This is a genomic window from Sediminibacterium sp. FW305-C-269, from assembly GCF_058231045.1.
Genome location: NZ_JBIQXQ010000001.1, coordinates 867,747 through 888,593 on the forward strand (window position 1 = coordinate 867,747; position 20,847 = coordinate 888,593).

At 47.4% G+C, this 20,847-nt stretch carries 18 protein-coding genes and 1 tRNA gene; 13 read left to right on the forward strand and 6 right to left on the reverse strand.

The features are described 5' to 3' along the window. Positions 1-75: 75 nt before the first annotated feature. Positions 76-861 carry a hypothetical protein gene (locus tag ACH3Y6_RS03715; protein WP_490834231.1) on the reverse strand — a complete coding sequence of 262 codons (786 nt, stop codon included), beginning with the start codon at positions 859-861 and terminating at the stop codon, positions 76-78. A gap of 190 nt (positions 862-1,051) precedes the next feature. Beyond that, positions 1,052-1,125, reverse strand: a tRNA-Ile gene (locus ACH3Y6_RS03720). 175 nt (positions 1,126-1,300) lie between these two features. On the opposite strand from ACH3Y6_RS03720, the gene ACH3Y6_RS03725 reads away from it, so the two are divergent. Continuing rightward, positions 1,301-1,909, forward strand: a complete 609-nt coding sequence (locus ACH3Y6_RS03725; RefSeq protein WP_490834232.1) for an HAD family hydrolase — start codon at positions 1,301-1,303, stop codon at positions 1,907-1,909. 74 nt (positions 1,910-1,983) lie between these two features. Here ACH3Y6_RS03725 and ACH3Y6_RS03730 read toward each other — a convergent pair whose 3' ends face one another. Then, positions 1,984-2,235 carry a hypothetical protein gene (locus tag ACH3Y6_RS03730; protein ID WP_490834233.1) on the reverse strand — a complete coding sequence of 84 codons (252 nt, stop codon included), beginning with the start codon at positions 2,233-2,235 and terminating at the stop codon, positions 1,984-1,986. Positions 2,236-2,449: 214 nt separating this feature from the next. Between ACH3Y6_RS03730 and ACH3Y6_RS03735 the strand changes: the two genes are divergently transcribed. The 11 genes from ACH3Y6_RS03735 to ACH3Y6_RS03785 all read left to right on the forward strand — a co-directional run bounded on the left by ACH3Y6_RS03735 (position 2,450) and on the right by ACH3Y6_RS03785 (position 14,740). Beyond that, on the forward strand, positions 2,450-2,920 hold the full coding sequence (locus ACH3Y6_RS03735) for an LSm family protein (protein ID WP_490834234.1): 471 nt from the start codon (positions 2,450-2,452) through the stop codon (positions 2,918-2,920). Positions 2,921-2,965: 45 nt separating this feature from the next. Beyond that, the gene (gene nusA, locus ACH3Y6_RS03740) at positions 2,966-4,216 is read left to right on the forward strand and encodes a transcription termination factor NusA (protein ID WP_490834235.1); all 1,251 of its coding nucleotides are present in this window, start codon (positions 2,966-2,968) and stop codon (positions 4,214-4,216) included. A 121-nt stretch (positions 4,217-4,337) separates the two neighbouring features. Further along, positions 4,338-7,253, forward strand: a complete 2,916-nt coding sequence (infB, locus tag ACH3Y6_RS03745) for a translation initiation factor IF-2 (protein WP_490834236.1) — start codon at positions 4,338-4,340, stop codon at positions 7,251-7,253. Positions 7,254-7,435: 182 nt separating this feature from the next. After that, positions 7,436-8,848 (forward strand): peptidylprolyl isomerase, encoded by a 1,413-nt coding sequence (locus tag ACH3Y6_RS03750; RefSeq protein WP_490834237.1) that lies wholly within the window; start codon positions 7,436-7,438, stop codon positions 8,846-8,848. Between the two features lie 321 nt (positions 8,849-9,169). After that, positions 9,170-9,628, forward strand: coding sequence for a MarR family winged helix-turn-helix transcriptional regulator (locus ACH3Y6_RS03755; RefSeq protein ID WP_490834238.1), 459 nt, complete (start codon positions 9,170-9,172; stop codon positions 9,626-9,628). 48 nt (positions 9,629-9,676) lie between these two features. Next, complete coding sequence (locus ACH3Y6_RS03760; protein ID WP_490834239.1) at positions 9,677-10,396, forward strand: pirin family protein; 720 nt, start codon at positions 9,677-9,679, stop codon at positions 10,394-10,396. 51 nt (positions 10,397-10,447) lie between these two features. Continuing rightward, the gene (locus ACH3Y6_RS03765) at positions 10,448-10,975 is read left to right on the forward strand and encodes a YceI family protein (RefSeq protein WP_490834240.1); all 528 of its coding nucleotides are present in this window, start codon (positions 10,448-10,450) and stop codon (positions 10,973-10,975) included. A 106-nt stretch (positions 10,976-11,081) separates the two neighbouring features. Next, a complete protein-coding gene (locus ACH3Y6_RS03770) occupies positions 11,082-11,474 on the forward strand; it encodes a hypothetical protein (RefSeq protein ID WP_490834241.1) in 393 nt (130 codons plus the stop codon). A gap of 40 nt (positions 11,475-11,514) precedes the next feature. Continuing rightward, complete coding sequence (locus tag ACH3Y6_RS03775; protein WP_490834242.1) at positions 11,515-12,225, forward strand: pirin family protein; 711 nt, start codon at positions 11,515-11,517, stop codon at positions 12,223-12,225. A 48-nt stretch (positions 12,226-12,273) separates the two neighbouring features. Continuing rightward, entirely contained in the window at positions 12,274-12,837 is a 564-nt protein-coding gene (locus ACH3Y6_RS03780) for an NADPH-dependent FMN reductase (RefSeq protein WP_490834243.1), read from the forward strand. Between the two features lie 55 nt (positions 12,838-12,892). Further along, positions 12,893-14,740 carry an amidophosphoribosyltransferase gene (locus ACH3Y6_RS03785; RefSeq protein ID WP_490834244.1) on the forward strand — a complete coding sequence of 616 codons (1,848 nt, stop codon included), beginning with the start codon at positions 12,893-12,895 and terminating at the stop codon, positions 14,738-14,740. Between the two features lie 73 nt (positions 14,741-14,813). Here the strand turns inward: ACH3Y6_RS03785 and ACH3Y6_RS03790 are convergent, their stop codons facing one another. The 3 genes from ACH3Y6_RS03790 to ACH3Y6_RS03800 form a co-directional block, all read right to left on the reverse strand. Next, positions 14,814-15,893 carry a 3-oxoacyl-ACP synthase III family protein gene (locus ACH3Y6_RS03790; protein ID WP_490834245.1) on the reverse strand — a complete coding sequence of 360 codons (1,080 nt, stop codon included), beginning with the start codon at positions 15,891-15,893 and terminating at the stop codon, positions 14,814-14,816. 192 nt (positions 15,894-16,085) lie between these two features. Next, the gene (locus ACH3Y6_RS03795; RefSeq protein WP_490834246.1) at positions 16,086-17,168 is read right to left on the reverse strand and encodes a mannose-1-phosphate guanylyltransferase; all 1,083 of its coding nucleotides are present in this window, start codon (positions 17,166-17,168) and stop codon (positions 16,086-16,088) included. Positions 17,169-17,242: 74 nt separating this feature from the next. After that, positions 17,243-18,205 carry a KpsF/GutQ family sugar-phosphate isomerase gene (locus tag ACH3Y6_RS03800; protein ID WP_490834247.1) on the reverse strand — a complete coding sequence of 321 codons (963 nt, stop codon included), beginning with the start codon at positions 18,203-18,205 and terminating at the stop codon, positions 17,243-17,245. A gap of 238 nt (positions 18,206-18,443) precedes the next feature. On the opposite strand from ACH3Y6_RS03800, the gene recQ reads away from it, so the two are divergent. Further along, positions 18,444-20,738, forward strand: coding sequence for a DNA helicase RecQ (recQ, locus tag ACH3Y6_RS03805; protein ID WP_490834248.1), 2,295 nt, complete (start codon positions 18,444-18,446; stop codon positions 20,736-20,738). The last annotated feature ends 109 nt before the right edge of the window (positions 20,739-20,847 follow it).

Below are 20,847 nucleotides of genomic sequence, written 5' to 3' on the forward strand. Positions count from 1 at the left end.
AGCCCTTTTAAAAAAAATATATAACTGACTATCGCTTATTAAACGTTCATCTTTTAAATTCTTTTCCTTTTTTAGCTACTCAATAAATCTAAAGGCTTCTTCTAATGACATTGTATTAAAGACATTTCTTTTTTTAAATTTAATAGCATTTTGAATTTGAAATAGAAATGTATCAGATAAGAATGAGAAACAATCGCAATGATCTTTGGGTAATATGTTTTTGCTTAGATAAACCTTATCCAATAAAGTGTTTCTTTCTTTTATATCAATCTTTTTCATTGTTTCATCAAAAAAATACTGTATGCCGAAGTAACCTCCCATTCTTTCAAAATATTCTGGATCTAAATTGAAGCGGAAAGAAAAAAACAAAGGATCTTCTGAATAGGGGTTATACCAAAAATTAAAAATTGTTTCTACAAGGCTATATTTATCAAGAAGTGCATTGTGAAAATAGAGATGTTCGTTTGCTAGTTTTGAATAACCGTTCCAATAGCCCTTAAGAAATGCCGTTTTATAAATATTATATTGAACTTCTGTTATCGGGGTGCCATTAATATCGAGATATACATCATCTCTGTATTTAAGGAAAAAAAAGTAATAATGTGGCTCTCGTATAAAACATCTATATGGAAATCCTCCAGTTATCTCTTTTGGAATATCTAGTTCTAGATATTCTCTTTTTATAAAAAGAGTTTCATGAATTTCTTCCGGAAAGGGAACATCGGAGAAAAAGTTTTTAAGAAATCTTAGCCTTTTAATTTGACCATTTTGAAGTTCTACATAATCTTTTGTTATTTGAGGTATTTGGTACCCCTTAAAATAAATGGCGGGAATTAAAGGATCCACTTGAATAGAACGCATTTAAATGTCGGTTTTGATATTAGATTAATTGAATATATTACTATCTAGACTCTTTCTAAATGAATTTGACGATTTTTTTTTACCGATAAGTAGTTTTCTATAATGTGCAAGAAAAGCATAGATGTATCAAAACATGTGCAAATAAAAAAGCACCTACTCAGAAAAACTGTGTAAGTGCTTGATTTTCAAGTGGGCCCACCAGGGCATGATCCTGGGACCCCCTGATTATGAGTCAGGTGCTCTAACCAACTGAGCTATAGGCCCGAATAACATTTCTGCTATTCAAGGCGGCAAAAATAGAGAAAAGACCAGTAAAATCTGATTTGAAAATTTGAAAATTTGAAAATCAAGCCATTACTTGCCTGCATATTGGTCGCTGAATACCATTTGACCATGGCAAATCAGCCTTTTCAAATTTTCTCATTCTCAAATTTTCAAATTGACCAAAAACATCCTATTCGACCTGGGCGGGGTTTTTATGAACCTCGATTTTGGTCTGACCGAGCGGGCATTCATCGATCTCGGTGTTACGGCATTCCCCGGTATGTTCAACCAGCACCATTCCAACGACCTGTTCGAGCAACTGGAGACTGGCAGGATCAGCGACCGGGAATTCTACAACGCATTCCGCCAGGAATCCGGCACTGCTTTGACCGATGATCAGATCAGGCAGGCCTGGAACGCATTGATGCTCGATTTTCCGCAGGAGCGGCTCGACTGGCTGAACAGGATCAGGGAAAAATACCGGGTCTACCTGTTCTCCAATACCAACAGCATCCATTACGATGCTTTCACGGAGATCCTTGCCCGGGAGAACAACTGTACCGATTTCGACAGCTATTTCATCAAAGCCTATTATTCCCATACCCTGGGCATGCGGAAACCCTATGTGGAATCGTATCAGAAAATACTCGCAGAACAGCAACTGGACCCCGCTGAAACCCTGTTCATTGATGATACTGCGAAAAACCTGGTGGGGGCGAGAGAAGCAGGTCTGCAGACCTTGCATTTGGTATGGCCGCAGACGGTTTTGGATCTGGGGCTTTGAATGGAGAATTTAAAATTCAAAAGTCAAAATTCAAAAGTAAAAAGGGACTGATGGATAGGTTGAGGGGGAAAGATTTATTTAACTTCCTCAAAATCAATGTAATCACCACTTTTGGTGGCGGATTCTTTGGCGGCAGTTTGTTGTGCTTGGGCCTGGGCCTGCTGTTGCTGCTGGCGGTACTGCTGTTGTTGTGCCTGCTGCATTTCCTGCATCTTGCGGAGATTGTCTTTAACCTGCGATGTGGCTTTGCTCACGGGGATCACCAGCTCAAATATGAATTTGTAAGCCAGGTAGATCAGGAAGCCGTATAGGATCATCTTGAACATAAGGGCGTAAAGGTAAAGAATATCGCACCGGTAACAGGAAATCTTGGTATAGGAACTGTTAAAACCATTCCCTAAAACCAGGCCCTCCCGGTAAACGGCGAAGCCCGGGTCGATACAGAAAGAAATTTGGCGGTATAGGCTCATTTACACTACATTTGCACTATCAAAGAATCAACAGAAGGGAACGGCTACCGTTCCCTTCTCCTTTTTACATATGGCAAATGAAACGGCAATACAGGCCATCGAACAGATGCTGAACAGCGTGCTGGCAGAGGAAACGGAATATTTTCCCGTATCTGTGCGCATCAAACCCACCAATAACATCAAAGTGTTCATTGACGGGGACAATGGCATCACCATTGAAAAATGTGTTCGTTTTAACCGGGCCCTGTACAAACTGATCGAAGAAAGCGGCATGTACCCCGAGGGTGAATTTTCGCTGGAAGTTTCCTCACCGGGCATCGATGAACCCCTGAAACTGCACCGCCAGTACACCAAAAATATCGGGCGCGATGTGGAGATCAGCTTTACGGACGGCACCAAAAAAGAAGGCAAACTGCTGTCGGTGGCCGAGGCAGACCTGATCATTGAACACACAGAGGGCAAAGGAAAAAAAGCGGTAACCCGGCAACTGGTGGTACCTTTCAGTAACATACAATCAACAATCGTTCAAATAAAATTCTAAACCCGTACCGCCCCGCGGCACGGCACCGTACTAAAAAATTGAATTATGGCCAGTATCAACCTGATTGAGGCGTTCCAGGAGTTCAAAGACGCAGAGAATATCGATCGTCCAACGATGATGAAAGTGGTAGAAGATGTGTTCAAAACCCTGCTCCGTAAGAAATTCGGCAGTGATGATAATTTTGACGTGATCGTAAACGCCGAAAAGGGTGACCTTGAGATCATCCGCAGGCGTATGATCGTGGAAGATGGTGAAGTGATGGACCCGCTGGCCGAAGTGGCCTATACCCAGGCCATCAAGATCGAACCCGACTTTGAAGTTGGGGAAGAACTGTACGAAGAAGTGGACATCCTCGATTTCGGACGTCGCGCCATCCTGGCGGCCAAACAGACCCTGGCCAGCCGTATCAGCGACCTGAAGAAGAATGTACTGATCAAGAAATATGGCGACCGCATTGGCGATATCATCAGCGCAGAAGTATACCAGGTATGGAAAAAAGAGGTATTGCTGCTGGATGAGGAAGGCAATGAACTGATCCTGCCCAAATCGGAGCAGATCCCGCAGGATTATTTCAAGAAAGGTGAGAATATCCGCGCTGTGGTGGCCCGGGTAGACCTGAAGAACAACTCACCGGTGATCATCCTGTCAAGGACCAGCCCGCTGTTCCTGGCCAAATTGCTCGAAATTGAGGTGCCAGAGATCTTCGACGGCCTCATCGCCATCAAAAAGATCGTTCGCGATCCGGGAGAAAGGGCCAAAGTGGCGGTGGAATCATACGACGACCGTATTGACCCCGTGGGTGCCTGCGTGGGTATGAAAGGTAGCCGGATCCACGGTATCGTACGCGAACTGAAGAACGAGAACATTGACGTGATCAACTTTACCACCAATATCCAGCTGCTGATCCAGCGTTCCTTAACACCGGCCAAGATCAGCTATATGGAACTGGACAATGAGAAAAAACACGCCGAAGTATACCTCAAAGCCGACCAGGTATCCCTGGCTATCGGCCGCCGCGGGGTGAACATCAAACTGGCCTGCGAACTGACCGGCTACGAGATCGATGTGTACCGCGAGGACGAGGAAGTGGTGGATGAGTTCGATATTGACCTGGATGAGTTCTCAGACGAGATCGAGCCATGGGTGATCGAGGAACTGAAGCGCATTGGTTGCGATACCGGCCGCAGCATCCTGAAACTGACCGCTGAGGAACTGGAAAGAAGGACCGACCTGGAGAAAGAGACCATTGACGAAGTGAGAAGAATCTTGCAGGAAGAGTTCGATAGAGAAGAGTAAGCAGCTATTAAGGAACTATCTTTGTCGAATAGATAGTCTGAACGATACTTTAAAAAGCCCATGGACCATAGTCCATTGTTCATGGGACGTCGACCATTGACTATGGACTAAAAATTACTGAATGTCAGAACTGAAATTACCGAGACTGTTAGCAGCCGCCAAGGAATTCAACATTGGTCAGGACACCCTGATCGAGTTCCTGGTGAAGAAAGGATTTAACCGCGATGACCTGAAGCCCACCGCTAAGCTGCAGGAAGACCAGTACTATGCACTGCAGGCAGAGTTCCAGAGCGATAAAGTAGCGAAGAACAAAGCCGACCAGGTAGAGATACCCAAGGGAGCGGCGCAGGGTGAGCCTAAGAAGAAAAAAGACGAGGAAGAGATATCATTCAGGAAAGAAGAGAAAAAACCGGCGAAAGAAGAACCCAAACCCGCCGAACCGGTAGTAGAAGCCCCCAAACCGGAGCCTGTAGCCGAAACACCGGTTACCCCACCGCCACCCCCCGCAGAAGCGGAAGTGGCTAAAATAGAAGCCCCGGAACTGGAAGGCACGAAAGTGATCACCAAGATCGATCTTTCTGCGATCGACTCCTCTACCAGGCCGAAAAAGACAGCAAAGAAAAAAGAAGAGAAGGAAGAAGTACCTGCAGTAGAAGAGGCACCCAAAGCCGTTGCCAAAGAAGAAATACCTGCAGCACCGGTGGTACCCCCAGCGCCTGTTGTGACAGCCGTACCGGAGCCAGCACCAGCGCCAAAGCCCGAAGAAGAGACCGGACCAACCATCACCAATATCAAGGCAGAGAAACTGGAAGGACCCAAAATTCTTGGAAAGATCGAGTTACCTGTTAACAGCGATACCCGTCCCAAACCCATGGCCAGGGATGAAAAACGCAAACGCAAACGTATTCCCGTAGACAAAGCGGGTGGTCCGGGACAAGCCGGCGCCGTTCAGCGTGATGCCAATGGACGTCCTACAACCGGGCCCAACCGTCCGATCGTTCCTGCCAACAACAACACCGGCGGACGCGACCGCGGACAGGGTGGCTTTAACCGCGGAGGCCAGGGTGGCAACCGTGGCGGTGGCAACCGTGGACCGGCTGTACGCAGGGAGGAAAAAGAGATCGATCAGAAAGCCATTCAGGAGAAGATCCGCGAAACCCAGGCCAAACTGGCCGGTACGGGTGGACGTGGTAAGAGCCTGAAAGCCAAATACCGCCGCGCCAAACGCGATGAGGCTGCTGAAGCCATGGGCGAGGAGACCGTTGACAACAAACTGCAGGTAACGGAATTTGTTACCGTAAGTGAGCTGGCCAACCTGATGGACGTAAGTTTTGCCGATGTGATCGGAAAATGTATGAACCTCGGTATCATGGTATCCATCAACCAGCGTCTGGATGCGGAAGTGATTGAACTGGTAGCCAGTGAATTCGGCTTTGAAGTGGAATTCATTGGACTGGAAGATGCCGATGAAATGGAAGATGAGGACTACGAAGATGATGAGGAAGACCTGGTTCCCAGGGCTCCGATCGTAACGATCATGGGTCACGTAGACCATGGTAAGACCTCATTGCTCGACTATATTCGAAGCGCCAATGTGGTGGCTGGTGAGGCCGGGGGTATTACCCAGCACATCGGTGCCTATGAAGTGACCCTGCCCAACGGCAAAGCCATCACTTTCCTGGATACACCGGGTCACGAAGCGTTCACTGCCATGCGTGCCCGTGGTGCCAAAGTAACCGATATCGCCATTATCGTGGTTGCGGCCGACGATGCGGTGATGCCCCAGACCAAGGAAGCCATCAGCCACGCACAGGCTGCAGGTGTTCCGATGATCTTTGCGGTGAACAAAATTGATAAGGACGGAGCCAATCCGCAGAAAATATACGAGCAGTTATCACAGATGAATATCCTGGTGGAAGCCTGGGGTGGTAAATACCAGAACCAGGAACTCTCTGCCAAACAGGGGCTGAATGTAGACCTGCTGCTGGAAAAAGTATTGCTGGAAGCCGAAGTGCTGGACCTGAAAGCCAATCCCGACAGGGAAGCTTCCGGTACCATTATTGAAGCTTCGCTGGATAAGGGCCGCGGTTATGTGGCTACCATCCTGGTTCAGAACGGTACCCTGCGCCAGGGCGACCTGATCGTATCAGGACAGCATTTCGGACGTGTGAAAGCCATGTTCAACGAGCGTAACCAGCGTATTGAAGAAGCGCCGCCATCCACCCCGGTAGTGATATTGGGTCTGAACGGTGCGCCTCAGGCCGGTGAGAAGTTCAAAGTGTTCGAAGACGAGGCCGAAGCCAAAGAGACCGCTACCAAACGTGCCCAGATCCTGCGCGAGCAGGGACTGCGTGCCAGGAAACATATTACCCTGGATGAGATCGGCCGTCGTTTGGCACTGGGTAACTTCAAGGAACTCAACATCATCATCAAAGGTGACGTGGACGGTTCCGTGGAAGCCCTCAGCGACTCCTTACAGAAACTGTCTACCGAAGAGATCGCCGTACGCGTGGTACACAAAGGCGTGGGCCAGATCTCTGAAAGTGATGTGTTGCTGGCAACCGCATCAGATGCCATCATCATCGGCTTTAACGTGCGTCCGTCCATGCAGGCCAATAAACTTTCTGAAACAGAAGGTGTGGAGATCAAACTCTACTCCATCATCTACCAGGCCATCGACGAGATCAAGAGCGCGATGGAGGGTATGCTGGAACCCAAGTACCAGGAGAAGATCACCGCCAACGTGGAAGTACGCGAAGTGTACAAGTTCGACAAAGCCACTGTGGCCGGTTGTTATGTACTGGAAGGAAAGATCGCCAGGAACAGCAAGATCAGGATCATCCGCGATGGTATTGTGGAATATCCCAAAGGAGAAGGACAGAGCGCAGAGCTGGGCAGCCTGAAACGTTTCAAGGACGATGCCAAAGAAGTGGCGACCAATATGGAATGTGGTCTGACCATCAAGAACTTCAACGACCTGAAAGTAGGGGATATCGTGGAAGCGTTCGAAGAAGAAGAAGTGAAAAGGACTTTATAAGGAGCAGCTATGAGCTTTGAGCTGCGAGCAGGAAAGGTATAGACGACATGATTTGTTCTATACCTTTTCCATTTAAAAGCTCATAGCTCAAGGCTCACAGCTAATATATATATTTTGTTAAAAGCCGCACCCCGCAAGCGAAACCGGGGTTGAATAATTACATTTGAATGATATTGAAGTTTATGAAGTACCTATTTTCAGCAGCAGTGGCTTTTCTGGTTTGTGGAACGATGAGCGTTTCGGCACAAAGCAAAAAAGTAGTGGCGGATAAAATTGTGGGACAGGTGGGCGACAGGATCATCCTCCGTTCCGATATCCAGAATGCAATGGCCGACATGAGGCGACAGGCACAGGGCCAGGAGAACGTGATCCTGCCTACCGAATGCCAGATCATGGAAGGCCAGCTGATCCGTAAGGCGCTGGTATTGCAGGCGCAGAAAGACTCCCTGAACGTGAGTGAAGAAGAGATCGATGCGGCACTGGACAACCGTATCCGCAGTTTCATCATGCAGTACGGTTCCAAAGACATCCTGGAAGAGATCGCGGGTAAGACCGTGTACCAGATCAAGGAAGATTTTAAGGAAGCCCTGCGCGAACAGAAAATGTCTGAGCAGATGCAGAGCAAGATCGTAGATGCGATCAAGATCACCCCTACCGAAGTAAAAGCCTATTACAATAAGATCCCGAAAGACAGTCTGCCTTTTTACGAGAGCGAGATCGAAGTGAGCCAGATCGTGATCCACCCCAAAGCCAATAAGGATGTGGAAGAATATGTATCGAAGCAGTTATACGATTACAAACGCCAGGCAGAGACACAGGGACCCAAAAAGTTTGACCAGCTGGCCAAACTGTACAGTGAAGACCCTGCCGTAAAAGAAAACGGCGGTCAGTACAGCCTGAACCGTAACGATAAAGGCTCCTGGGACCCTGCTTTTCTGTCGGCCTGTTTCCGTTTGAAGGAAGGCCAGATCTCACCGGTGATCAAATCGAAATTTGGTCTGCACATCATTCAGATGGTGAGCCGTTCGGGTGATGAAGCGGTGGTAAAACATATCCTTCGTATTCCGCCGGTGACCGAAGATGAGATCAACGAAACCAAAAAACTGCTGGACTCTGTCAGGAACAAACTGGTAGCCGGTGAACTTACATTTGGTGCCGCGGTGAACAAATACAGCGACGACGAGAACAGTAAATTCAGTGCAGGTGCCCTTTCCGGTCGCGATGCCACTGGCTCGCCCACCACATTCCTGTCGATTGATCAGCTGGACAAGGATATCGTGGTATTGCTGAAAGGCCTGAAACCCGGTGACTATTCCAAACCACAATTGTACAAGGACGAGAGGGGAAGCCAGGTGGTACGCCTGATCTACCTGCGTAACCGCACCGAGCCGCACCGCGAGAACCTGAAAGAAGACTACGACCGCGTTGCCAAAAGAGCGCTGGAAGAAAAGAAGAGCAGTGCACTGGAAAAATGGTTCAAAGACCATATCCCTACGTACTTCATATCTATTGATAAAGAATACGCTGCCTGCCAGGGCCTGGAAGAATGGCGCAAGTCGGCAGAAAATGCTGAGAAGGCGAGGAGCAACCAGTAGTGAGTCGTGAGACGTGAATTGTCAATAGTGAATTGTGAATGGGTGCGGGAGTGGTGAGTAGGGAGCCCGGAAAGAAGTTATATAAACAAAAGGGTGAGCAGCATGCTCACCCTTTTGTTCGCACCTACCCACTACCCACTCACGTCTGACCACTCACGATTGACGATTCACTATTGCCAATTCACCATTCACCATTCACCATTCCCATCTCTACCTACTACCCACTCACCACTCACTTCCCCAACCCATTGAAAATCAACCACCCAGAAAAAAGTTTCCAAAACATTTGGTAAATTGCATGTATGTACATACATTTGTGTTGTGAAATTAGAACAGGCTATACAAAGTACCAAATTCAGGAACGAAGTGCATAAGGCAGGATTGAACATATTATATACCGCCTGGTGGTTGAAAACGCGGATGAGTAAGGAACTGAAGGAGTTTGGACTGACACATGAGCAATACAATGTGTTACGGATTCTGAAAGGTAAATACCCCGACCAGATGTGTGTTAGGGACATCGCCTGCAGGATGATAGAAAAGAACTCGAACGTTCCCAGGATCATTGACAGGCTGGAAATTAAAAAGCTGGTGAAACGCTCCACCTCGGCTATCGATAAACGGGAGACCGTCATTACCCTTACCCAGGGCGGCATTACCCTGCTGGAAGCCAGTACCCAGGTGATTAACAGGATCATGGATGAATCATTGGTGATCAATGAACAGGATGCCGTTGATTTGAATGTCCTGCTTGAAAAAGTAAGGCTGACCGAAGGATAAATTTTTTTGAACAAATACGTGTATATACACGTAATAAAGATAACAGACATGAAAACAATCATACATAAAGCCAACACAAGGGGTCATGCCAATTTTGGCTGGCTCAACAGTTACCATACGTTCAGTTTTGGTAGCTATTACGATCCCGAGCGGGTGCATTTTGGTGCCTTACGGGTCTTGAACGACGATACTGTTGCCAAGGGTATGGGTTTCCCCAAACACCCGCACGATAACATGGAGATTGTGTCGATCCCCCTGTATGGCGACCTGCACCATAAAGACAGTACCGGACGTGATGAGATCATCCGTCAGCACGATGTTCAGATCATGAGCGCGGGTAGCGGTATTGCACACAGCGAGATGAACGCCAACAAAGACAAGGAAGTTAAATTCCTGCAGATCTGGGTATTTCCGAAACTGGCCAATATTGAGCCGAGATATGCACAGAAAAGCTTTAAACCCGAAGACAGGAATAACCAGTTGCTGACGGTGGTGGCTCCCGATGACGACAAGGCGGTTTTCATTAACCAGGATGCCTGGTTTTCGCTGGGTAGATTCTCAAAAGACCTGACCACCAGCTATCAGATCCGGAAAACAGGGAATGGCGTTTATGCCTTCATCCTGAACGGAACCGTGACCCTGAATGGCGAGACCGTATCTGACCGCGACGGACTGGGGATCTGGGATACAGATACCATCCACATCAAAGCAGATACCGCCGCTGAATTTTTACTGATCGATGTACCCATGCACATCGAGACCGAATAATTAACGGAGCCCTTACATCAATTACAAATACAAACAATTAAAACAAAAAAAATGTCAACTTACAAAATCGACGCAGCACACAGTGAGATCACTTTCAAGGTAAAACACCTGATGATCACCAATGTAACCGGTAACTTCAACAAGTTTGATGCTACCCTGGAAAGTTCCGCCGCTGATTTCAGCGATGCCAAAATTTCTTTTGAGGCGGATATCGACAGTATTTCTACCAACAACGAACAGCGTGATGCTCACCTGAAAAGTGATGACTTCTTTGCAGCTGCCAGTTTCCCTAAACTGAGCTTTACCTCTACTTCTTTCGAAAAACTGAACGATAGTAACTACCTGCTGAAAGGTAACCTGACCATCCGTGGCAACAGCAAACCCGTAGAACTGGCCGTTGAATACGGTGGCACCGTTACCGATCCTTACGGACAGGTAAAAGCGGGTTTTGAGATCGGCGGTAAGATCAGCCGTAAAGAATTCGGCCTTACCTGGAGCGCTACCACAGAAGCCGGTGGTGTAGTGGTGAGTGACGAAGTGAAACTGCACCTGGGTGTTCAAATGATCAAACAGGCTTAAATAATAATGTATACCGGTCTGGTGAATACCGGGCCGGTACACATTACCAACCATTGTACGTGAGAAGATAATCGGTTGGTTATTCCTAACAATCTATATAATGTACATGAAACTGATAAAACACCTGCCGGTGTATTTACTGGCATTGATCTACCTGGTATTCGGGTCCAACTATTTTTTCCATTTCATCAGTATGCCTCCCATGGCCGGTAATGCGGGCAGTTTTGTGGGCGTATTATTCAGCACTAACTTTTTGCTGGTAGTGAAACTGCTGGAGATCAGTTTTGCCGTCTTGATGCTGGTTCCCCAAACAAGGGCACTGGGTCTGGTACTGATTGCTCCTATTACCATCAATATCCTGTTGTTTGAATTGCTGATCGCTCACCAGCCGGGCCTTGCGGTGCTGATGGTGATACTGAACGGTCTGGGCATTCTGCAGCATAAGGACCAGTATATCGGCATGCTGAAAGTTCGTATGGCTTTGGCAAATCATTCATAAGAAGGACCAGTACTGATCCTGGCCACATTACTATTCTTGTATGCAATACCTGTTATATCCGGCATCTGAAAGAGGGTTGAAAGACCTGGGATGGCTGCAGAGCCGGTTCTCGTTCAGCTTCTCATCTTACCAGAATCCTGTTAAAAAGAGTTTTGGACTGCTGCACACGTTTAACGACGATACGGTGAAATCCGGTGGCGGTTTTGGCCTGCACGCACATGCCAATATGGAGATCATCAGTGTGATGCTGCAGGGCAAAATGAACCATAAGGATACCCTGGGTTATTCCGAGGTTGTGGAGAAAGACTGGGTACAGCTGATGAGTGCCGGATCAGGCCTGCGGCATGAAGAGCACAATGTTGGTGAGGAAGAAGTCAAATTCCTGCAGATCTGGATCGAACCCAAGTTGCAGAATATTAGTCCCCGCTACCAGAAAAGGTATTTCCCGCAGGAAAAGCGAAAGAACCAACTGAAGACCATCGTGAGCAACGAAGAAGGAACGGAACATTGCTGGATCAACCAGAATGCTCGTTTGCAGCTGGGCTGGTTTGAGCAGAACAGGGATATCCCATATCTGTTGAACCCGCAGAACAAAGCCGTATTTGTTTTTGTACTGGAAGGTGTATTGTCTGTCAACGGACAAACACTCACCTCCCGCGATGCCATCGGTATCTGGGATACGGATGCTTTTACCCTGCATACCGAACAGGAAGCCTCTTTTATTGTTATAGAGGTACCGATCAATCATTAATGAACCACTTTGGGTGGTTTATAAGATAAATAGATAAATAATATATACATGAACATTGAGATCATATCTGGAAGTCCAAGAAAAGACAGTGTATCGCACCGGGTGGCAGTATACCTGCAGAAATCCCTGGCAGAGAAAACCCATCATACAGTGAACGTTATTGATGTGCGCGACTGGAACCTGCCGCTGCTGCAAGAGGTCTTTAGCAGTATGGAGAAGGTTCCGGCTGAATATAAACCGTTGGCGGAGAGGATGTTTGCAGCAGATGCCTTCATTCTGGTGACTCCCGAGTACAATGGCAGTTATTCACCGGCTTTACAGAACCTACTGGACCATTTTCCCAAGCAGCAGCATAAGGCTTTTGGTTTAGTGACCGCTTCGCCAGGAGCCATGGGAGGTATGCGTGCCACACAGCAATTGCTGCTGCTGGTGCCGGCTTTATTCGGCATTGCATCGCCGTATATGCTGGTTACGCCTTTTGTGGACAAGAAATTTGATGAAGAGGCCCGGCTCATAGATCCTTCGTTCCAGAAAAACATAGATATTTTTATTAATGAGTTCCTCTGGCTGGCAGAAACCCTGCATCCGGAGATGGAAACGGTCTATAATTAACCTGAAAAAACGTGGCGGAGTTGTAACTTCGCCACTTTCTTTTTAAATACTCCGCATGAGCGACGAAATCAAACACGAATGTGGTCTTGCCTACATTCGGTTACGAAAGCCCTTTTCCTATTACCTGCAAAAGCATGGCTCTGTTACGTACGGTCTGAACAAACTGTACCTGCTGATGGAGAAACAACATAACCGCGGTCAGGATGGGGCAGGTATCGCCGCCGTAAAACTGAATACCGAACCCGGTAGTCCTTTTTTACACCGCATGCGCAGTAACGCACAGCAACCCATTGCCGATATTTTCTTTAAGGTTGGCCAGGAGATCTCTGAACTGGAAAAATACCAGCCCGATATCAAACAGCATCCCGGCCTGATGAAGGGTCATCTTCCTTTTCTGGGAGAACTGCTGCTGGGCCATCTGCGTTACGGAACACAGGGTAAGAACAATGTGGAGTTCTGTCACCCCTTCATCAAAAGAGATCTGATGCCGGGTAAGAACCTGGCCCTTGCGGGAAACTTTAACCTGGTGAATACGGATGAGTTATTTGATCTCATCAATATGGATCCCGGTGAGTTCCAGAAACAGAGCGATCTGGCAGCGATGATGGAAGTGTTGCATCATTTCCTGTCCAAAGAAGATGCCCAACACCCCAATGCAGCTGATGTGTCTACCGTACTGAAAAAAGCCACTCCGTTGTTCGACGGTGGTTATACCATTGGCGGTCTGCTGGGCAACGGCTACAGTTTTGTGATGCGCGATGCACATGGCATACGTCCTGCCTATTATTACATCAACGATGAAGTGATCGTGGCAGCCAGTGAGCGTGCCGCCATCCGTACTACGTTCAATGTAGGCGAAAATGAAGTGCTGGAACTGATGCCTGGTATGGCCCTGATCGTGGATGATAAAGGCAATTATCAGATGGTGCAGGTGCTGGAGCCCAAAGAAAGAAGGGCCTGCAGTTTTGAACGCATCTATTTCTCACGCGGAAGTGATGAGAAAATATACAGGGAGCGTATTGCGTTGGGACATCACCTCAGCAAGACCGTTCTTGAGAACATCAACTATGACCTGAAGAATACCATCTTCTCCTACATACCCAATACTGCCGAAGTGGCTTTTTACGGTCTGGTGAAAGGCATGGAGGAATACCTGAATAAGATCAAGGTAGAACGTATTCTCAGTTGGGGTAAGGATTTTACACCCGAGAAACTGGAAGAGATGGTGAACCGGAAGATCCGCCAGGAAAAGATCGCGATCAAGGATGTAAAACTCCGCACTTTCATTACCGAAGATGCCAACCGAAATGAAATGGTACAGCACGTGTATGATATCACGTATGGTACCGTACGCAAAAAAGAAGATACGCTGGTGGTGATCGACGACAGTATTGTACGCGGTACCACTTTGAAAGAAAGTATTGTGCGGATGCTGGCGCGTCTGCAACCCAAAAAGATCACAGTGGTTTCTTCCGCTCCGCAGATCCGTTACCCGGATTGTTACGGTATCGATATGAGTAAACTCGGCGATTTTATCGCTTTCCGTGCCGCTATTGCTTTGCTGAAAGAGCGGAATATGGAACATATACTCACCGACCTGCTGGAAAAAGTAAAAGAATTACAACGAACCAACCAGCTGCATACCGAAAATGTGGTTCGGCAGGTATACAAACCCTTCACCACCCAGGAGATCTCCGATAAGATTGCACAACTGATTACCCCGCAGGAAGTGGATGTTCAGGTAGAAGTCATCTACCAGACCATCGAAGACCTGCACGACAGCTGCCCCACCAATACCGGCGACTGGTACTTCACCGGCAACTACCCCACACCCGGCGGAAATAAAGTGGTGAACAAAGCTTTCCTGAATTTTATGGAAGGAAAGAACGTAAGAGGTTATTGATAATGATAGGATGATAGAATGATAGAATGGTTGGGAGTCTTAACATTCACTCATTCTATCATTCACTCATTGTTCAAACCCTGTAACAGATCGCATTAATATTCATGCCTGCGCCTACGGAGGCGAAGAGGATGATGTCTCCTTTTTCCAGTTCGTGAGCGCCCAGTTGTTCGTGTTTCACCAGGTCGTACAGGGTGGGTATGGTGGCTACAGAGCTGTTCCCGAATTTATGGATGCTCATGGGCATGATGCCATTGGGCACTTCGCGCAGACCGTAGAGTTTGTAGAGTGCTTTTACAAAACCTTCATCCATTTTTTCGTTGGCCTGGTGCAGGAAGAATTTTTTGACATCTGTCACCTGTAACCCGCATTTTTCCAGGCAGGCTTTCATGGCCAGTGGTACGTTCTTGATGGCGTATTCGTACACTTTTCTTCCCTTCATCTTCATGTAACGGATGTTCTGGTCGGCTTTCAGATTGTAGGAATGTCCGTATTTCAGGTAGTAGGCTTCTTCCACGCAATGACTTTGCACGCTCGTGGCGAGTATGCCACTGTCTTGCTCGCTGCCTTCTACGGCTTCAATGATGGTAGCACCGGCTCCATCGCTGAAGATCATGCTGTCGCGGTCGTATTTGTCGATCACCCTGCTTAGCGTTTCTGTTCCGATGACCAGGCATTTTTTGGCGATGCCGGCTTTGATATAGGCATCGGCCTGTATCACACCCTGTATCCATCCGGGGCAGCCGAATAAGATATCATAGGCCACACAATTGGGGTTATGGATGCCCAGTGATTGTTTTACGCGGGATGATAAGGCCGGTAAGGCATCACTTTGGATACTTCCGGATAAGATGTTCCCGAAATTATGTGCTACGATGATTTGGTCAAGCGTTTCCGGATCAATGCCGGCATCTTCGATGGCTCTGCGGGCAGCAATAGCAGCCATATCGGAAGAGTTCATATCGGCATCTGCATAACGGCGCTCTTCAATTCCGGTGATATCCCTGAATTTGTCTACGATCTCATTGGGAGCAGCAACAATATGTTCGTGGTCCTCACTGTAAAAATCCTGGTGGACAAAATCTTTGTTGGTCTTGATGTTCGGTGGAATGAAACTCCCTGTTCCGGTAATTACGGTTCTTATTTGCGGCATGAGCAAAATAGGGTTAATGTTTGTAACAATTACTATAGCTATGAAAGAATCCCGCCTGCGAACAGGCAACACTTCAAATGTAATCAATATTCATGCAGGATGGTATTGACAAACTCTATTTTGAACATAAAAAAACGATCGCTTGTTAGTTGCGGTCGCTCGTTGCATAGCTATTTTCTTACCTGGTCAAAATCAGAGATATTTATCACCTTTATTCCGTTTTACCTCAGCCACATAATCTTTGATGGACTGCTCCTTATCTTTTTTGCAGATCAGCAATACGTCCTTGGTATCTACCACAATGAAATCATCCAGGCCCTGCAGTACCAACAATTTATCGTTGGCAGCAGATACCATACACTTGGTGGCGTCGATCACGATCACATTTTCTCCGGCCACGGCATTACCGAGATAATCTTTTTCGAGGTTGTCATAGGCGCTGTTCCAGGTGCCCAGGTCGCTCCAGCCAAAAGAAGAAGGGATCACGTACACATTATCCGCTTTTTCCATGATGGCGAAATCGATGGATACATTGGTGCATAGCGGATATATCCGGTTGATGGCTTCCTGCTCAGTAGGTGTATTGAAATGTTCTTTTTCTGAATCGAAGAGTTCGAACATTTCGGGCTGGTAGATCTCAAATGCTTTGATCACATTTTTCACCTGCCATACAAAAATACCTGCATTCCACAGGAAATCACCGCTGGCCAGGAAGGTCTTGGCCAGTTCCAGGTTCGGTTTTTCGGTAAAAGTTTTTACCTGGTAAATACCATCAGCTACCGGAAGAGCTTCGTGCTGGATATAGCCATAACCGGTATTGGGGTGCGTGGGTTTGATGCCCAGTGTTACCAGTGATTTAATATGTGATACAAAGTCCAGGGCCTGCAAAGTGGTTGCCCGGAAATTTTCGTTGTCGAGGATCATGTGATCACTGGGTGCTACGATCAGGGAAGCTTCGGGGTCTTTCTGAAGCAATTTGTAAGAAATATAAGCCACACAGGGGGCCGTGTTCTTACGACTGGGTTCAGCCAGGATATTTTCCGGGTTGAGTTCCGGTAATTGCTCTCTAACGATATGACAATAATCCTCAGAGGTAACCACAAAAATGTTCTCTTCAGGAATGAAAGTTGCAAACCGTTCATAGGTCCATTGAATAAGTGATTTACCTGTATTCAGGATATCCAGAAACTGTTTGGGATAACTGCTGCGGCTGCTGGGCCAGAAACGGCTTCCGATTCCACCGGCCATGATGGCAACATAGTGATGCTTGTTCATCTGCTCCTAATTAATAACGGCAATTTTGCGATGCAATATTACAGGCTTATTTGCCGAATACCCGTAAATAATGGTTAAACAATTCCCTCGCGGACAAGGTCGTGCAGGTGTAAAATACCCAGGTACTTCCCTTCTTCTTCCACGATCAATTGACTAATGTCGTTTTTTCTTAATGTATCGAGCGCCTCAACCGCCAGCAAGGAGGCGACAACGGTTTTGGGATGGGGGGATAAGATATCTTTTGCGGTGATCTGACTGATGTCGTTGCTTCTTTCCAGCATGCGTCTGAGGTCGCCATCGGTGATGATGCCTACCACCTGGTTCTCGCTGTTGGTCACGGCGGTCACTCCCAATCGTTTCTCGGTGATCTCAACGATCACTTCTTTTAAACTTGCCGTAGTCCGTACCGAAGGTTTTTCGTTGGCCTGTATCAGGTCGGCCACCCGCAGGTATAGCCGTTTTCCCAGGTTACCGCCGGGATGGTATTTGGCAAAATCCTGTCCGGTGAAACCGTTCAGTTCCATCAAACAAACAGCCAGCACATCACCCATCACCATTTGTGCGGTGGTACTGCTGGTAGGGGCCAGGTTATTGGGGCAGGCTTCCTTGCTCACGGTGGTATCCAGAACCAGATCGCCCTGTTGTGCCAGGAAACTGTTGGTATTGCCCACCATACTGATAAGGGTATTGCCGAAATTACGGATCAGGGGAACCAGTACTTTGATTTCGGGGCTCTCTCCGCTTTTACTGATGATCATTACTATATCTCCTTGCTGAACCATGCCCAGATCGCCATGAATGGCATCGGCAGCATGCATGAACAGGGCCGGAGTGCCGGTAGAGTTCAGGGTAGAAACGATCTTCTGGCCCACAATGGCGCTTTTGCCAATGCCACTGATCACCAGACGGCCTTTTGCCTGGTGAATGGTGTGTACTGCCTTCTCAAAAGATTCGTTGATGGAGGATGCCAACCCAGCTATGGATTGGGCTTCCAGCTCGATGGTATGTAGGGCGGTTTGCCGTATAGATAGACTCATGTGCGACAAAGGTAAACTTTAACAGCAATGTGACGATATTGCCCTGATACTTTACTAACTTCGCTACCCTTTTAAAAAAACCTTCCCTGGTTCCTGAAAAAAGGGCTAAATAACTGCCGGACACGCTGTAACCCCTGCCGTTAAAATATTTTACACAACGGTTTCCGGCAAAAAGAAGTATATTATACAATCGTTAGAAAAGTGGCCCGTAGAACGGGCAGAAAACTGATTTTGATACATGGCTACAAGTACAAAGAAATCCGCTACCAAGGCAGTATCCCCCAAGCCTAAAAAAGCGGCCACCCCCAAAGCGGCAGCTAAAAAAAGCACCGCTTCCCATTCCTATGATATTTATGGGGCCCTGGAGCAGTATTTCGGCTTTCGCGAGTTCAAAGGCACGCAGGAAAAAGCGATTAACAGCATTCTCAACGGGAAAGATACTTTTGTGATCATGCCTACGGGCGGCGGTAAAAGCCTTTGTTACCAGTTACCGGCTATGATGCTGCCGGGCTGCGCCATCATCGTATCGCCCCTGATCGCCCTGATGAAAAACCAGGTGGACCTGGTCCGTGGTTACAGCGAGAAGGATGAAGTAGCACATTTTCTCAACTCTTCATTGAATAAGAGCCAGATCAAAGAGGTGAAAGATGACCTGGACAGCGGTAAGACCAAACTGCTGTATGTAGCACCCGAAACGCTGACCAAACAGGAGAACCTGGAATATTTCAGCGATCTAAACATCTCGTTTTTTGCGGTGGATGAAGCGCACTGTATCTCTGAATGGGGGCATGATTTCAGGCCGGAGTACCGGAGACTGCGAGAGATGATGGATATCATTAACCCTGATATACCCGTTGTGGCATTGACGGCAACCGCTACTCCAAAAGTTAAAAGCGATATTGTGAAGAACCTGGGTCTGCGTGATCCGGAGATCTTGTTGTCTTCGTTCAACCGCTCCAACCTGTATTACGAGATCCAGCCCAAGATAGCGAAAGACCAGACCATCAAGAGCATCGTTAAATTCATTACAGGCCATAAGGGAAAGAGCGGTATCATTTATACCCTGAACCGGAAAACCACCGAAGAGCTGGCTGAGATACTGGTGGCCAACCAGATAAAAGCGGTGGCCTATCATGCCGGTCTTGACCAGAAACTGCGTGCCGAAAGGCAGGACCAGTTCCTGAACGAAGACGTACAGGTGATCGTAGCCACGATCGCTTTCGGTATGGGGATCGATAAACCGGATATCCGTTATGTGATCCATTTCAACATCCCCAAATCCATTGAGAACTATTACCAGGAAACCGGTCGTGCAGGAAGGGATGGTATGGAAGGGATCTGTGTGCTGTACTATTCACACAAGGATGTATCCAAACTGGAGCACCTGATGCGTGATAAACCATTGAGCGAACGCGAAGTGGGTGCACAGCTGATCGATGAAACGGTGGCTTATGCAGAAAGTGCGGTCTGCCGCAGAAAGATACTGCTGCATTATTTCGGTGAGAACTGGGACACCCCCAATTGCGGTAACTGCGATAACTGCCTGCATCCCAAAGAAAAGATTGAAGCCAAAGAAGATGTGGTGAAGATGCTGAAAACGATCAAGGCACTGGATGAACGGTTTACCACCGACTATGTGGTGAACGTAGTGATGGGCAAACTTACTCCTCAGATCAATCTGTACCGGCATGATTCCCTGCCCGTATTCGGGATTGGCAAGGACAAAGAAGCGCATTTATGGAACAGCCTGGTTCGGCAGATGTTGCTGGAGAACCTGATCAAAAAAGATATTGAAGAATACGGCTTGCTGAAGATGACCGAAAAAGGGGAGAAGTTCCTCAAGAAACCAACTTCATTCAAGATCGTACTGAATAACCTGTTTGAAGATGCGCAGTTTGATGAGGATGAGAATGAAAATGCCTCACAAGGCAGTGCTGCAGCGGATGAGAAACTGTTCGAGATGCTGAAAGAACTTCGTCAGAAAGAGGCCAAGCGGAAAAGCCTGCCGCCTTTTGTGATCTTTCTTGAAAGTTCCTTGCAGGATATGGCCACCATTTATCCTACCACACTGGAAGAAATGGAGAAATGTCAGGGTGTAAGCAAAGGGAAAGCTATCAAATACGGGAAACCGTTTGTAGAACTGATCGCCCAATATGTTGAGGAGAATGATATTGAGAAACCGGATGATTTTGTGATGAAGAGTGTGGCCAATAAAGCTAATAACAAGATCTATATCATTCAGAACGTAGATAAGAAGATACCGCTGGAGACCATCGCCAAGAACAAGAGCCTGCGGCTGGATGAATTACTGGAAGAGATGGAAACCATTGCGGCCAGCGGCACCAAACTGAACCTGGATTATGCCATTGATGAATGGCTGGATACTTACGACCAGGAAGAGATCATCGATTATTTCAAAAGTTGCGAAACCTCTTCACTCCAGGTGGCACAGGAAGAACTGAGCGAGAACAACTATAACTGGGAACAGCTGAAGATCATGCGGATCAAGTTCCTGAGTGTGTATGGAAACTGATCGCTGAGGGCGCGGATTTTAGTATGATGGATATGAATTTTTGGGAGCCCGTTCTGTTTGGACGGGCTTTTCTATTGGCCAGGCGCCGCTGTTGCGGCTGGGCTGTTGT

Bases quoted from the DNA above. Each gene is read 5' to 3' on its own strand.
- ACH3Y6_RS03715 (WP_490834231.1), bottom strand. From the start codon at position 861: ATGCGTTCTATTCAAGTGGATCCTTTAATTCCCGCCATTTATTTTAAG.
- ACH3Y6_RS03730 (WP_490834233.1), bottom strand. From the start codon at position 2,235: ATGTTCAAGATGATCCTATACGGCTTCCTGATCTACCTGGCTTACAAA.
- ACH3Y6_RS03735 (WP_490834234.1), top strand. From the start codon at position 2,450: ATGGCAAATGAAACGGCAATACAGGCCATCGAACAGATGCTGAACAGC.
- nusA (WP_490834235.1), top strand. From the start codon at position 2,966: ATGGCCAGTATCAACCTGATTGAGGCGTTCCAGGAGTTCAAAGACGCA.
- infB (WP_490834236.1), top strand. From the start codon at position 4,338: ATGTCAGAACTGAAATTACCGAGACTGTTAGCAGCCGCCAAGGAATTC.
- ACH3Y6_RS03750 (WP_490834237.1), top strand. From the start codon at position 7,436: ATGAAGTACCTATTTTCAGCAGCAGTGGCTTTTCTGGTTTGTGGAACG.
- ACH3Y6_RS03760 (WP_490834239.1), top strand. From the start codon at position 9,677: ATGAAAACAATCATACATAAAGCCAACACAAGGGGTCATGCCAATTTT.
- ACH3Y6_RS03765 (WP_490834240.1), top strand. From the start codon at position 10,448: ATGTCAACTTACAAAATCGACGCAGCACACAGTGAGATCACTTTCAAG.
- ACH3Y6_RS03770 (WP_490834241.1), top strand. From the start codon at position 11,082: ATGAAACTGATAAAACACCTGCCGGTGTATTTACTGGCATTGATCTAC.
- ACH3Y6_RS03775 (WP_490834242.1), top strand. From the start codon at position 11,515: ATGCAATACCTGTTATATCCGGCATCTGAAAGAGGGTTGAAAGACCTG.
- ACH3Y6_RS03780 (WP_490834243.1), top strand. From the start codon at position 12,274: ATGAACATTGAGATCATATCTGGAAGTCCAAGAAAAGACAGTGTATCG.
- ACH3Y6_RS03785 (WP_490834244.1), top strand. From the start codon at position 12,893: ATGAGCGACGAAATCAAACACGAATGTGGTCTTGCCTACATTCGGTTA.
- ACH3Y6_RS03790 (WP_490834245.1), bottom strand. From the start codon at position 15,893: ATGCCGCAAATAAGAACCGTAATTACCGGAACAGGGAGTTTCATTCCA.
- ACH3Y6_RS03795 (WP_490834246.1), bottom strand. From the start codon at position 17,168: ATGAACAAGCATCACTATGTTGCCATCATGGCCGGTGGAATCGGAAGC.
- ACH3Y6_RS03800 (WP_490834247.1), bottom strand. From the start codon at position 18,205: ATGAGTCTATCTATACGGCAAACCGCCCTACATACCATCGAGCTGGAA.
- recQ (WP_490834248.1), top strand. From the start codon at position 18,444: ATGGCTACAAGTACAAAGAAATCCGCTACCAAGGCAGTATCCCCCAAG.